We start from the raw sequence: 14083 nt of genomic DNA on the forward strand, positions 1-14083 counted from the left end.
GGTTGCGGTGTGCTGTCTAATCCGTGACCACTGACGGCTTCGAAACCGACCGACTGTGGCCGCAGGGGGCGCGAAGTCTCTCTCGCGCGACAGCGTCCACCTGCATTGATGGTCTTCTTGCTGAGGTACCCGCCGCGGTAGACGCACCAAGCGAAAGTCTCTCGATCGGGCTCGTTCGCTGGCGACTTCTATGATGTGATGGTGACGAACGCGCCGCAAGGTACCGTTCCGCCGCTTGGCGGATCTCTCGCTCTACTCGGAATTCCGTACATCTTTACTCAGGATGGCCTGCTAACCGCTGAGGGGTTTATCAAGAAGGCGAAAGAATGCGGCTACAAGCTTTCACTTGATATTCTTCAGCAGCTTCACAGTCACCGTTTGCTTCTGCCGCTCTATCGTGTAAGTGACACGCCGTCTGAAGGTCGTCGAATCGCTATCGAGCCCATTTATGAGATGAATCCTCGGGGTTGGGTTACTGAAGCTGCGGTTGATGGGCGTCTCCGAGATCCAGTCGATGAGGGGTATTCGGTAGCTTGGCCTTACAGGCGTCAGCCGACTGAAGAGCATGGAAGTTGGTGGAATGGCTTCGTCTACTCGGCCTGGCAGTTGTTTGACGTAAAGATGGCCCTCAATCGTTACGCTTTCATCAAGCGGGGCCATGTTCCCGCTTCTGGTGATGCAAACTGGAGGCGCCGACGGAATTTGACGCTTGTCTTGGCGGCCTTGGCGACGCGATACCTGCCAGGTATTCTTGGTCAGATCAAGATGCCTACGGGTGTAGACGAAGATGGTCTGCGTCAGTATAGGGCTGTATTGAACGTGAGTGATTCGCTTCGGTGTGCTGGTGTTGATCCGTCCAGCCTGAAGGGGAAAGCGGATACTCTGCTAGCGCAAGCCCATAGTGAGCCGCTTGTCAAATGGTTGCCCCTTATGCGTCACGCCAGCTATAAGGGTTGGTCGAAATTGCGGGGGGAACCGCTTGAGGCCATGTGGCGACGCGTTGGTGCGGAGGTCCTCTTGCGTGCACATGAAGATCTTGCTGCAGGTGGCGCTGTCGAACCCTTGCCGGATCTTACGGGAGCGTCATGGTGGACTCCACAGCATGATCGATTGACGCCTCGCTATGAGGAAGCGAAGACCCTGGAGAGGGCGCTTGCTGAGCTGGGTATTTCGCCCCACCCGAAGGTGATATTGCTAGTCGAAGGTGAAACCGAGCTTAACCACGTGCCGCGAATTTTGGCGGAATTTGGGCTCGCTCAGCCGCAGCAAGTGCGAGTGCAGCGGACAAAGGGATCGAAGATTAACGCACATCTAATTGCGCGGTATGGTGTCACACCACGCATTGGTCGCAGGCTTCACGATCGGTGGATGCTTGATGCCTCGCTGACAGCGCTCGTGATCGCTATGGATGCTGAGAATGATTTTGAAACCCAAGCCAAGCGGGATAAAGTGCGGCGGCAGCTGCAAGAGGCCATCCGGGAGGAAGTGAGATATCAAGATGCTGATATTGGGCAAGGGGAGCTCGATGCGCTGGTACATGTTCACGTTTGGGGTGACGACAAGTGTGAGATTGCCAACTTTTCAGATGATGAGCTAGTTCCGGCCATTACGAAAATTGCCACTAACCAATCGAATCCACGTGCTGAGGAGTCGAATTGGGAAGAGGATCTTCGGGATCAGCTCCAGGAGGCTCGCGCCAGGAATTATGACATCAAGGTTCCCCTTGGTCGGCTGCGAGTGGCTGAAGACAAGGTCAGGCTAGCGGAACTTCTTTGGCCGATACTGCTTGCCAAATGTGAGGCCGAGTATGCTGCAGGTAGTATTAGAACGCCGGTCCTCAAGTTGGCTCTTGAAGTGCGTCGACTCGTCGGTGAGGTCAGCGGAATATTCGCACTCAAAGGACCGGAATAGGGCATTCCGATTGAATGGATCCCCTTGCTCGTGACTCTGCGGGGCAGGCATCTATTCGCTGGTTGAACTTCGGTCGTTGCCCAACCTTTCTCGACTCTTCGCTCGACTTTTTCGGTACCTTTCTTGCTCTGCTGCCTGCATGAATGGTTCAGACCGTTAATAGCCGTCAGCGGTAGGGGCGTTCTGTGCCTGGTCCACCGGGATGTTCGCCCCCGAGATACCGCGGGAACGCTCGGACAGCAGGAAGGTGACCACCTCCGCGACCTCCTCCGGGGCGACGAGGGAGCGCGCGGGGAACTCGTCCAGGAACCGCTCGTAGGCCGGGGGGTCCTCCCGCCGTATCCGGTCCCAGCGTTTGCCCGGGATGAGCATCGAGCCGGGGGACACCGCGTTCACCCGGATGCCGTCCGGCCCCAGCTCACGCGCCAGCGAGGCGACCATATGGATCTGCGCTGCCTTGGCGGAGCCGTACTGGGCCTGGGGGCCGGGCTTCCAGCCGGAGATCGACGAGACCACCACGATGGAGCCGCCGTCCGCAGCGCGAAGATGGGGCACCGCGCTGGAGACGAGGGTGGCCGCGTGTCCCGCGTTCAGCTCCCAGGTCCTGCGCCAGTCGTCCGCCGAAGCCGCTCCGATACCCCGGCCCGAGGCCCCGCCGGCGCAGGCCACGGCGCCGTGGAGCCCACCGTGCTCCGCTGCGGCGGCGTCGATGAACGCCTCCAGAGCCGTCGGCTCGGCCACGTCCAGGGCCTGGGTGAACAGAGCAGGGTGGCCGTCCTGCTGGACTGAGGCGTTCAGCGCGTCGAGTCCCTCCGCTTGCCGGGCGCACACGGACACCCGGGCGCCCTCGCCGAGCAGTGACCGGACGACAGTGGCTCCCAGTCCACGCGAACCACCAGTGATCACATAGTGGCGGCCTTCGAGGGATCGTGCTGAGCCAGGAACCGATCCGCCATACACCCTCTCCATCGCTGTCTCCTCGCCGTGCAACCTGTGTGCACTCCCGTGCCCGAGTGCATCCCCGGTGCAGTCTTCACCACAGGTGATCAGCGCGCTTCGCTGGACCCCGAACCCAACGACCAGGGGAGCACTGATCCCGGCTTGTCCCGGAAGAGGGCGGCCTACGGGATGTACCGCCTGCCCACCAGCAGGGGGTCCTGTGCCTGAGCCATCCAGCGGTGGCCGTCCGAGTGCCGTGCGGGTGGGAATCGGAGTGTCGACGAGCCGGAGGTTCCTCATGAGGCGAGCACGGTGACGGCCGTAGCGGCTGCCGCCCCTCGGCGACCCCGTCTGCCAGCCGGACGCCATGCCGTCGATTTCGAGTGCTACCACCCCGCAGTCGGAGAGCAGATGCGCCCCGGCGACGCGCGGCGTGTTTCGCAGATGCGCCGGATCGGACGTGCGGCCCTCCGCAGTTGGGGTTTGCGGCAGGCCGTGGACAGCGCCGAACTGATCATCAGCGAGCTGGTCACCAACGCCATCGAGAACGGGAGCGGCTCCTCCGTGGGCTTCTCGATCTCGTATGCGGGGGCGACCGTGCGTATCGAGGTCGCCGACGGGTCCCACAGCCGGCCGCGTGTCCGCAGGCGGGGCGACTCCTACGACGAGCACGGCCGGGGCATGGTGTTGATCGAGTATCTGGCCAGTGCCTGGGGGACCAGCGAGGACGGCACCCGTACCTGGTGCGAACTCCGGATTGCCGAGGCCGGGCAGGGGGAGCCGGCATGACGCGGCTCGATCACGGTCTGGTCCGCCGCGAGCCGCGCCGTCTGCAGGTGAAGCAGTGGCAGTCGCCTCATGGCCAGGGAATTCTACAGCGGCTGCTCGGGGCGCTCAGGATGTACCCGCCGGGCCCCTTCAGCGCGGCACGGGCGACTCTCGAAGCCGTGAAGGGCGCGGGCCCCTGGGTGACCGGTCCCATGATGCGAGAGCTGCCCCAACGTCTCCACAAGCAACTTGACGAACTGGTCCCCTCGCTCGGCGAGGCCGACGAGATCGGTGAGAACGGATGTGGACTCCCGCTGATCGCCAGCATGGCCAAGGCGTGGGGAGTGAGCGCCGGCGGAGGGACGAAGTGGTGCTCACTCGCTTTTCCGGAGACTTCCAGGAGGGCGCAGTGACCCGCGACCTTTTACTCCCTCCCTCCCCCGGGGTGGCACCCGTGTCGACCTACGACGGTGCCCTGCCCGTGCGAAACGGTATGGACGAGACACGACCGGTCGAACCCGCCCGGCCTGCACCCCGGGACCTGCTCCTACGGCTGGGCGACAGCCTGCGGAAGTCCTTCATCGAAGACGGTGTGGACGATGTTCTGGAACGGGTTCTCGGCTGGGGCGCCGAGTCGTTGTCCCCAGAGGAGACTCGGAACCTCGTCCGCACTCTCCGTACATGTCTCTGGCCGCTGGTGACCGACGCACTGCACGGAGCGAAGGGCCGGCCGGACGACTTCCTTCGTCAACTCGTCGGTGCAGCGTTCCGGCTCGACGCCCAGGGCGGCGGGACGAAGTTCGTGCCGACCGAGCCGTACGCCCGGCTTCTGGCCTGTCTCGTCAGCGACCTCCTGGACATCGTCGGCGACACGACTGACGGGGGGCGACGTGAGCCTTCCGCGTACAAGCGCCGTCGGTGCTCCGCCGTTGAGCAGCACGATCACGGCCCCCGACGAAGTCGCCCGACGGGTTCGCAACCCTGGCCTCCTCCGCGCCTTCGCGCATTCCTCCGTTCCCCGAACCGGCACTACCTGGAGTACCCGCGTGAACGTCTTAGCCCCTCAACCGCGCCCGATATCAACGTCTCTCCCTTGGGCGATCAGGGACCTGAACTCGGCTTGCCGGGAAGTGGGGCTGCCCCTCTCGGTCCATCCCAGCCCCCACGATCCCGCGAGCCGGGTCGAGCTGGGCACCGTCGATGCGGACACCGTCCTCCAGTTGACGAACCTGTTGCGCAGGGGCATGAAGCGCGCTTACGAGACCCGCGACCGGCTGCGGAGGGCGCTGGCAGTCCATGGACTGGACGCTCCCGATCTCGGTCTGGCGGACGGTGAGGTCGTGCTCGGCGACCTCACCGTCGCGGCGGCGGACCGGCTGGCCCAGCTCCTGGGAGCGCCCCCGCGACCGCCCCGGTCGGACAGGGATCTTGACGACTGGCCCGAGGCGCAGAAGGTCGTCGCGCGGCTCCAGGGCGCGTTCCGCGAGGCTACGGGCGGCGGATTCCTCGACCTGCTTTTCCTCTCCGACTGCCTTCGCTGCGGAGGGGAGCCGGTGGTGTCGACCGGGCCCATCCCTCTCAAGTCCGCCCGTCGTCTGCTGAACGCCCTGGAGTTCGGGGGCGACCGATGACCCCACCGCCCGACGGGCAGCACATCGCCCAGGACCTCGTCCACCGCGTGGAGCTGGCCCGCCGGGACAGCCAGCGGCTCCTTCGCCTCCGCGTCCCGACCGTCGAGGCCGCGCGGGCCCGGCACCAGGACTACGAGAACGCCATGGTGCTGCGGAGGGTCGTCGCGCAGTGGGGATGGCCCACCCGGGACCTGGTGGGCGAGGAGGCCCTGGCCGCCGCGTGGGAGATCGCGCTGCGCGCCGACGGGCTCGCGGACTTTCAGCGCCTGGCGCTGGGGCTGCTGGGCGGTGCGGTCGCCCGGGGCGAGGCGACCATCCAGCAGTGGGCCCGCCTGCACGACCGGTGCGCGGTGAACGCCGGTGACCGCCAGCGGTACGGCACCCAGTTCCGCATGGGGCCGGACGGCCCGGTGCCGGCACTGGTGGAGGACCCCGGACAGCTCGACGATCGCCGGGCCGCGGTCGGGCTCCCGCCGCACGCGCAGGCGTGGGCCGCCCTGCGGCGCCGTCTGGGCTGGCCGCCAATGGCTGAACCGCCACCCGGCGGCGGGACGCCGGACAGGGCTCCGGAGATGGTGTGGGTGGCGGCATGACGACGGTGCCCTGCCCGGCGGGCCTGGAGGAGCTGGGGCCCGAGCACTTCGCCTTCCCCCGTGGACCGCGGGTGTACGAGGTCCTGCTCGGCGGGGCCGAGACGTACCAGTGCGATCGCGACGCGGCGCTCGACCTCTACATGGTCGCGCCCTGGGTGATGCTCGCCGCCCGGACGAACCGGTGGTTCACCGAAGTGGCCACCGAAGCCGCGCTCCGCCTCGGCGCCCGGCAGTTCCTCGACCTCGGCTGCGGCCTGCCGAACCGGCCCGACCTCCACCACCTAGTCCCGGAAGGCTGCCCCGTCGTCTACGCCGACCGCGACCCCGGCGTCCTGGCCCACGCGAAGTCCTGGCTCGACCCCGGCCCACCCCACCGGACGACCGTGGTGGCGGCGGACCTCATGGACATGCGCGCACTGCTCGCCCGGCCGGAGCTGCACGGGGCGCTCGACCTCACGCGGCCAATCGCGGTCACGGTGCACGACGTGCTGCCGTGGAACACGGACGATGCCGCGGTCGCGGATGCGATGACCGTGCTGAGGGACTGGCTGCCGGTGGGCAGCACGCTCTCGGTCACCCACCTCACCTCCGACCTCAACCCCATCCAGGTTCCTCAGGTCGTCTCCGTCTACGAGCGGCACGGCATCCCGGTACGCCCGCGCAGTCGTACCGAGATCGACGCCTTCTTCGGCGGCTTCACCCGCCTCGGCGCCGGGCTTTCGGCCGTGAGCCAGTGGTCCGCCTATGGATCGAACGTCCGCCACTTCACCCCGTACCCCGCCCGCGCATTCGACGCCCCGGCGTACGCCGGCATCGCGGTCAAGACCAACCGGGCCCGGCGCTGACGGAACCCGTCCGTACCCCCTTGAACCGCCGCCCCGGGCCCCGGCTGACACCAGTCCCGGACCCCTGGGGCGGCACCCACCCACACCCGCAACCGATAAGGAACCGGATGTCCACGATCACGGCACACTGCTGGAACCTGGAACGGAACGGCAAGCAGGACCCCGCCCTGCGCCGGAAGGCGCATGAACTCCTCGCCAGGGACAACCCGGCGCTCGTGCTCCGCCAGGAGATGCCCGGCGCGGACGAGAACGGCGCTGGGGTCATGTACGAGCTGGAGGAGATCCTCGGCATGCGGGGCTGGCTCGGCCCCGGCTCCTGCACCGCCGTCTTCGCCGACCAGACCGCGTTCCGCACCGTACGGGAATGGCCGCAGACCGGCCCCTTGTGGACCCTGCCGCCGACCGCCCTCACCATGCGCTACCTGCCCGCCGGCCGCGACGCCCTGCCCATGGTCGTCGGCTCCTTCCACCTCAACTACGCCTCCAGCTCCGCCCGCATGGCCGAGACCGAGTGGCTGACCACCTGGGCCGACAAGCGATGGACCACCCCGGACTGCGACACCGTACGCATCCCCGCGCTGCTGGGCGGGGACACCAACAGCTATCCGGAGCCCAGTGGACTGGACGAACCCCCGCTGCCGGTCCTGGACGACATCGCCGACGAGCCGCACCGGGCCCACCGCTCCCACCTCACCCCGCAGGGACGGTCCATGGACACCCGCCCGGACGAAATCCTCCGCACCGCCGGACTCCACGACGTCGCCCAGCACCACGCCGACCGGCCGGACGGAACCGCCGACGCCCTCGCCCCCACGGTGGACGCCTGCGACACGCACGGCCCCGACGCCCGGGTCGACCGCGTGTACGTCACCGCCGAGCTGCTGCCCGCCGTGACCGACGTGGACGTCATCCCCGTACCGCTGCTGATGTCGGACCACCACGTCGTCCGGCTCACCCTCGACGGCGACCTGCTCGCCGACATTCTCAACCGGCAGCCGGTCGGCGCCCTCGCCGCCGGGTGAGGCGAAGGCCATGGAGAAGGTGACACCACCATCCCCCGACAACCACCAGGCCATCAGGGTGGCGGCCGGGGTGATCCTCCAGAACGGACGCCTTCTGCTCGTCAAACGGGCCGTGTCCGAGGGTTCGCTCACCTGGCAGTTCCCGGCCGGGAAGGTCGAACCGGGCGAGTTCCCCGCGGACGCCGTCGTACGGGAGGTGAAGGAGGAGACCGGCCTCGTCGTCACCGTCACGGAACAACTGAGGGAGCGAACCCACCCGGCGACCGGCGTTCGCATCGTCTACTTCGCCTGCGCGATCCAGTCCGGCACCGCGCACCGTGCCGCACCGAAAGAGGTCGCGGACATCAGGTGGGTGCCGCTCCGCGACGTTTTCCACTACATCCCCGACGGGCTCTATCTGCCTGTTCAGCAGTACTTGGACGCCGCCACCAACAGTCCTGATCAGGGTGCAGCTCCGGGCGACTCCGCGCGCAGGAACGGGCCGATTCCAGGCGGTCTGCTGGGGGAATCTCGTTGATTTCCGTGATGGGACAGGACCACGAAACGCGATCGGTAGGGTGACGAAGTGACTACGGTACGAGACAAGAACATCGATGAGGAAGCGGCCTCGCTGCGGGCGGCGATGGTGCGTGAACTGCGGAATCTTGGGGCGATCACCTCCGATTCCGTCGCCGACGCGGTGGCGGCGGTGCCCCGGCATCTGTTCGCCGTCGGTGAGCCGCTGGAGGCCGCGTACGCCGCCAACCAGGCTCTGGTGATCAAGCGGGACGAGGACGGCACGGCGCTCAGCTCGCTGTCGGCCACCCACATCCAGGCGGTGATGCTGGAGCAGGCTGGGATCGAACCCGGGATGCGGGTCCTGGAGGTCGGCTCGGGCGGCTACAACGCCGCGCTGATCGCCGAACTCGTCGGCAAGGAGGGCGCGTCGATCTCGGTGGACATCGACGCGGAGATCGTCGAGCGGGCCCGGAAGTGCCTGGACGCGGCGGGGTACGAACAGGTCGAGGTGGTGCGGGCGGACGCCGCCGCCGGGGTGCCGGAGCTGGCGCCGTTCGACCGCATCATCGTCACCGCCGGGGCCTGGGACATTCCGTCGGCGTGGCTGGACCAGCTCTCCGACCGGGGCCGGATCGTCGTCCCGCTCCGGATGCGCGGACTCACCCGGTCGATCGCGTTCGACCGTGCCGCCAGTCCCGAAGCGGAGCTGGTCAGCGACAGCTACCGCCTGTGCGGCTTCGTGCCCATGCAGGGGGCCAGCGCGTACACCGAGCGGCTCGTCCACATCACCGACGGCCTCGCGCTGCGCGTGGACGACCAGAAGCAGGACTTCGACACCGACGCGCTGGCCGCCGCCGTGCGCTCGCCCCGACTGGAGGTGTGGTCCGGGGCCGCCTTCGATCTGCCGGACGAGCTGGAGCTGTTCCTGGTGACGAACACGCCGGAGATGGTGATGCTCCACGGCAGCAAGGACCTGGTCGATCAGGGACTCCTCGCGCTCTCGGTGACGCGCGGAGTGCCGGCGCTGGTCAGCGGCGGCAGCTTCGCGTACCGCACCAAGCGGCAGAACGAGGAGACCGGCGGCTTCGAGAGCGGCGTCCTCGCCCACGGCCCCGACGCCGAAGCCGTCGCGGCCCGCTACGTCGAACTGCTGCGTCGGTGGGCGTCGGACCATCAGCGGCGCGGCGCGGCCAGTATCGCGTACCGGCCGCTGCCCGCCGGTACGGCCGAACCGTCCCAGGGGGTCGTGGCGAAGCGGCTCGGCGCCGTCGCCTTCTCCTGGTCGTAGGCTCCCCGGCTCCTGCGGCCTTGGCACGGGGGCATGGGGCATTCGCACCACCCAACTATCAGGGAGGTTGTTGTGTCCGTTCAGCAGATCGAAGACGCGGCGATAGCGCCGGATCCGCAGGGCGCGGGTGAGGAAGGGAGCTTCGAGGACTGGGACCTGGATGTCTCGATCGTGGAGTCCGGCCCGTCGGCCGACCGGCTCATCCGGATGACCGACGACGGCTGCGGCGTGACGTGCGAGTCCGCCTGCTCGACCACCTGCCCGTAGCAGGCCCGAAGCCCTGAACCGTGGTGCCCGGCCGAAGTCGGTCGGGCACCACGCTCCACGATGGGAGCTGCCGGTGTACGAGTACCTCGACGCATCGCTTCTGCGGGCTGGGACCTGGGGCCCGGGTGATCTCGCCCAGCCGTGGCCGGACCCGGACGGAGACACCAGTTCATGGCGGGCGTGGCTGGAGCGAACCCTTCGGATACCCGGCTTCGTGGAAGCACTGGAGCAGGCCAGCCCGGCACTGGCACACCGCGTACAGGGCATCCGTGATGGGAAGAAACTGCCCGCCGCCGCCGTACGGAAGGCGACGTTCGCCGTTCTGCGGTATCTACTGCGGGCGTCGAGCCGGGCCACCCCGTTCGGCTTCTTCGCGGGAGTGGCGCCGGTACGGATAGCCGACGCGGCGGGCGTCCGCATTGGCACCGGGCACCGGGTCGTCGCCAGGCCCGACGCCGTATGGCTCGCCGAGGCGATCGAGCACCTGGAAGCAGACCGCGCCCTACTGCCCCTGCTGACGGTTCAGGCCCATGCCCTGGTGGTCGAGAAAGACGGCCACCTGGTGCTCGACCACCGGGGACCCGGCAGCGCGGGCGGCGCACCGGCCCGGGTTCAGGTCCGGGCCACCCCGCCCGTCCGGTCCGCCCTGGACGCGGCACGCCGCCCCATCCGGGTCGCGGACCTTCTCTCCGAACTGGCCGCCGACTTCCCCCAGGCACCGACCGAGGTCATCGGCAAGCTGCTGGCGGATCTGACCGCCCAACGGTTCCTGACCACGAACCTCCGCCCTCCGATCACCACGACGAACCCGTTGAACCACCTCCTGGGCGCCCTTGAAGCCGCCGGAGCGGAGAGGGCGCCCACGACCACCGCCACCGTCGCACGAGTGCGGGCTCTGGCCGACACGCTGGCCCAGCACCGGACCGGAGAGCACCCGGCCGGGCCCGCCTCCGGCTCCGGGCCGAAGCTCGGGATCGACCTGCGGATCGACGGAGAAGCGACGATCCCACCCGCGGTCGCCGACGAAGCGGCCCGCGCCGCGACGGCACTCGTACGGCTGGCCCGGCAGCCCTTCCTCAGCCGCGCCTGGTCGAGCTGGCACGGACGCTTCCTCGAACGGTACGGCCCGCGTGCCCTGGTACCGGTCCTCGACGCCGTGGACAGCGACACCGGCCTCGGCTACCCGGCCGGGTTCCTCGGCGGCCCGCCCGCCCCGGCCAACACCCCGCTGAGCGAACGGGACGGGAAACTGCTGGCGCTCGCGCAGAACGCGGCCCTGCGCCGACAACACGAGATCATCCTGGACGACGCCATGATCGCCGAACTCGACGGGGCGGGCCCCGATACCGGTGTCCAGCCGACAACGGAGCTGATCGTCCGCGTCAACGCCCCCAGCACCAAGGCCCTCGCGGACGGAGAGTTCACACTCGCGGTCACCGGAGTGTCCCGTACCGCCGGAACCGTGACCGGACGGTTCCTCGACCTCCTCGACCCGGACGACCGCGACCGGATGGCGAAGACGTACGCGACGGCAGCGACCGCCCCCGACGGCGCTCTGCCCGTACAGATCTCCGCGCCCCCGCTCCACACCGCCACCGAGAACGTCGCCCGCGTACCGGCGGTGATGCCCGCGCTCCTCACCTGGGGCGAGTACCACGGCCCCGACGACGAACAGGTTCCGCTGGACGACGTAGCCGTGACCGCCGACGTCCACCGCCTCTATCTCGTCTCGCGCTCACGGAGGCGCCCGCTGGAGTTCGTGACCCTCAACGCGGTGGAGCCGGTCCACCGCACCCATCCGCTGATCCGGTTCCTCACCGAAGCCACCCACGCGATGAGCACCCCGTGCGCGGTCTTCGACTGGGGCGCCGCGACGACGCTGCCGTTCCTCCCCGCAGTGCGCCACGGGCGCACCATCCTTTCCCCGGCACGGTGGCTACTCACGACCGCCGACCTCGCCGGCCGCGAGGCGGACCAACCGGGTTGGGACACCTCCCTGGCCGTGTGGCGGGAGGAGGTCGGCGCCCCGAGCACGGCCTACGCCGGTGACGGCGACCAGCGCCTCCGCCTCGACCTGGACGAACCCGCGCACCGGGTCCTGCTGCGCGCGCAGGTGCAGCGCTCCGGCACCGCCGTGCTCCGCGCGGACGCGGCCCCGGATACGGGGTGGATCGGCGGGCGCCCCCACGAGCTGGTCGTCCCCCTCACCCGGACCGGCCCAGGACAGAAGGCACCATGGTGGCTGGACCGCGCGACCGGAACCGCGAACGGATACGGTCATCTACCCGGCTGCGACGGCCGGTTCCTCGTCAAGCTCTACGCCCGCCCCGAACGCCACGGCGGCATCCTGCGCCGCCTTCCCGAACTGCTCGCGGAACTCGGCGGCACAAACCGGTGGTGGTTCCTGCCCTACCGCGATCCCGACGAGCACCTGCGCCTCCGCCTCGTCGTACCGGCCGACCACGCCGTGGGCGCCCCGGCGGCGATCGGCGGCTGGACCCGGGCACTCCGCCGGGCCGGGCTGATCTCGCGGGTGCGGTGGGACACCGACTTCCCCGAGACCGCTCGCTTCGGCGGGCCGACGGCGATCGACGCGGCCGAAGGGTTCTTCGCGGCCGACTCCGAGGCCGCCGTAGCGCAGACCGTGGCCAGCGCGATGGCCGGCGGACCCCCAGCGCAGGCTCTGACCGCCGCCAGCATGCTCGACCTCACGACCGGCCTGATCGGGAACCCCGACGACGCGATGACCTGGCTGATCAACCGCGCCCGCACCACCAGCCCCGCGCCCGCCCGCGACGTATACGAGCAGGCCGTCGCCCTGGGGAACCCGTACGACCACGGTGTCCTGACCCGGCAGCCCGGCGGCGAACGGATCACCGCCTCCTGGGCACGGCGGCGCAAGAGCCTGGCCGATTACAAGGCCGTGCTCGATGCCGCAGGGACGGTTCAAGCGGACGTTCTGCTGGCCGAGCTGCTGCATCTGCACCACACCCGCGTCGCCGGGATCGATCTCGACGCCGAGGGCCAGTGTCTGCACCTAGCCCGCGCCGCCGCACTGAGCTGGACCGCCCGAGGAAGGACCAGCTCGTGAAACCGATACCGCAAGCCCTCGGAGTCGCGGACGCCATCGCAGCCGAGCTGGCCGACCCGCGCCCCGCTGACTCCGAGGCCGACGGCGGACGGGCGTGGCCACAGTCCCTGGCCGGAGGCGCGGCGGGCATCGCCCTCCTCCACGTCATACGGGCACGCACCGGACACGGCGACTGGGACACCGCACGCACCTGGATCTCCCAGGCGGCCTCCGACGACCTGACCGCCGCCCCCAACGCCGGCCTCTACCTCGGTGCCCCGGCCCTCGCCTTCCTCCTGCACACCGCCGCAGGCTCGACCGGCCGCTACCGCAACGCGCTCAAGAAGCTGGACGACGCCACCATCACGCTCACCCGGCGCCGTCTGGCCGAGGCCCACGCCCGTATCGACCGGGGTGAACGGCCCGCGATGAAGGAGTTCGACCTCATCCGCGGACTCACCGGGTTCGCCGCCCACCACCTCGCCCGCCACCCGGGCCACGAGATCACCGCCGACACGCTCGGCTACCTCGTCCGCCTGACCGAACCCCTCAGCGGGCGCGGACCACTGCCTCCGTGGTGGACCGACGTCTCTCCCAGCGGTGAGCCGACTCCGGACTTCCCCAGGGGCCATGGGAACTTCGGGCTGGCCCACGGCATCGGCGCGACCCTGTCGGTCACGTCCCTGGCCCTTCTGCGCGGTGCCGAAGTACCCGGACTGGCCGACGCCGTCGGCCGGATCTGCGCCTGGACCGACCGGTGGCGGCAGGACGACGAGGCGGGACCCTGGTGGCCGGGGTTCATCACGGCCGGTCAAGCGGCCGGTGGGCACAACGAACCGGCTCTCCGACCCCGGCCCTCCTGGTGCTACGGCGTTGCGGGCACCGCCCGCGCCCAACAGCTCGCCGGGCTCGCCCTGGGCGAACCTGCACGCGTCACCGCCGCCGAGAACGCGATGCTCGCGGCCCTGCGCGACCCGGCCCAACTGGACCTGGTGCCCGAGATCGGGCTCTGCCACGGAACGGCCGGCCTGCTCCACGCCGCATGGCGTATGGCCGACCAGACCGGAAACCCGGCCATCGCGGCCGAGCTGCCGCAGATCGCCGACCGGTTGATGACCGCGCTGGACCGGTCCGACCACGACTCCGAACTCCTCGACGGCGTCGCCGGAGCGGCCCTCGTCCTGCACACCGTCGGCACCGGAAAAGCCTCCGCCCCGTACTGGGACGCCTTTCTCGCTCTGTCCTGAACAC

13 protein-coding genes and 1 pseudogene are annotated in these 14083 nt (G+C 69.1%); 13 read left to right on the top strand and 1 reads right to left on the bottom strand.

Annotated elements, in window-relative coordinates; genetic code table 11:
- Window positions 1–198 precede the first annotated feature (198 nt).
- Window positions 199–1911 (top strand): hypothetical protein, encoded by a 1713-nt coding sequence (locus ABZ714_RS00195; protein ID WP_358822826.1) that lies wholly within the window; start codon window positions 199–201, stop codon window positions 1909–1911.
- A gap of 156 nt (window positions 1912–2067) precedes the next feature.
- Here ABZ714_RS00195 and ABZ714_RS00200 read toward each other — a convergent pair whose 3' ends face one another.
- Window positions 2068–2880 carry an SDR family NAD(P)-dependent oxidoreductase gene (locus ABZ714_RS00200; RefSeq protein ID WP_358822827.1) on the bottom strand — a complete coding sequence of 271 codons (813 nt, stop codon included), beginning with the start codon at window positions 2878–2880 and terminating at the stop codon, window positions 2068–2070.
- Between the two features lie 381 nt (window positions 2881–3261).
- On the opposite strand from ABZ714_RS00200, the gene ABZ714_RS00205 reads away from it, so the two are divergent.
- The 12 genes and pseudogenes from ABZ714_RS00205 to ABZ714_RS00260 all read left to right on the top strand — a co-directional run bounded on the left by ABZ714_RS00205 (window position 3262) and on the right by ABZ714_RS00260 (window position 14079).
- Window positions 3262–3639, top strand: a complete 378-nt coding sequence (locus ABZ714_RS00205; RefSeq protein ID WP_358822828.1) for an ATP-binding protein — start codon at window positions 3262–3264, stop codon at window positions 3637–3639.
- Window positions 3636–4031, top strand: coding sequence for a hypothetical protein (locus ABZ714_RS00210; RefSeq protein ID WP_358822829.1), 396 nt, complete (start codon window positions 3636–3638; stop codon window positions 4029–4031). Before ABZ714_RS00205 ends, ABZ714_RS00210 begins: the two co-directional genes overlap by 4 nt.
- An 80-nt stretch (window positions 4032–4111) precedes the next feature.
- A pseudogene (locus tag ABZ714_RS00215) lies at window positions 4112–4465 on the top strand (DUF6415 family natural product biosynthesis protein); the annotation flags it as partial.
- A gap of 283 nt (window positions 4466–4748) precedes the next feature.
- On the top strand, window positions 4749–5249 hold the full coding sequence (locus tag ABZ714_RS00220; protein ID WP_358822830.1) for a hypothetical protein: 501 nt from the start codon (window positions 4749–4751) through the stop codon (window positions 5247–5249).
- A complete protein-coding gene (locus ABZ714_RS00225) occupies window positions 5246–5842 on the top strand; it encodes a DUF6624 domain-containing protein (RefSeq protein ID WP_358822831.1) in 597 nt (198 codons plus the stop codon). Before ABZ714_RS00220 ends, ABZ714_RS00225 begins: the two co-directional genes overlap by 4 nt.
- A complete protein-coding gene (locus tag ABZ714_RS00230; RefSeq protein ID WP_358822832.1) occupies window positions 5839–6687 on the top strand; it encodes an SAM-dependent methyltransferase in 849 nt (282 codons plus the stop codon). Before ABZ714_RS00225 ends, ABZ714_RS00230 begins: the two co-directional genes overlap by 4 nt.
- A 107-nt stretch (window positions 6688–6794) precedes the next feature.
- Window positions 6795–7709, top strand: a complete 915-nt coding sequence (locus tag ABZ714_RS00235; protein WP_358822833.1) for an endonuclease/exonuclease/phosphatase family protein — start codon at window positions 6795–6797, stop codon at window positions 7707–7709.
- Window positions 7710–7719: 10 nt separating this feature from the next.
- Complete coding sequence (locus ABZ714_RS00240) at window positions 7720–8226, top strand: NUDIX hydrolase (protein WP_358822834.1); 507 nt, start codon at window positions 7720–7722, stop codon at window positions 8224–8226.
- Between the two features lie 48 nt (window positions 8227–8274).
- Window positions 8275–9495, top strand: a complete 1221-nt coding sequence (gene fxlM, locus ABZ714_RS00245; RefSeq protein ID WP_358822835.1) for a methyltransferase, FxLD system — start codon at window positions 8275–8277, stop codon at window positions 9493–9495.
- 72 nt (window positions 9496–9567) lie between these two features.
- A complete protein-coding gene (locus ABZ714_RS00250; RefSeq protein ID WP_358822836.1) occupies window positions 9568–9762 on the top strand; it encodes an FxLD family lanthipeptide in 195 nt (64 codons plus the stop codon).
- Window positions 9763–9976: 214 nt separating this feature from the next.
- Entirely contained in the window at window positions 9977–12853 is a 2877-nt protein-coding gene (locus tag ABZ714_RS00255) for a lantibiotic dehydratase (protein ID WP_358822837.1), read from the top strand.
- Entirely contained in the window at window positions 12850–14079 is a 1230-nt protein-coding gene (locus ABZ714_RS00260) for a lanthionine synthetase C family protein (RefSeq protein WP_358822838.1), read from the top strand. The genes ABZ714_RS00255 and ABZ714_RS00260 overlap by 4 nt, the downstream gene beginning before the upstream one ends.
- Window positions 14080–14083 lie beyond the last annotated feature (4 nt).

This window comes from Streptomyces sp. NPDC006798 (assembly GCF_040635975.1).
Lineage (GTDB): Bacteria > Actinomycetota > Actinomycetes > Streptomycetales > Streptomycetaceae > Streptomyces.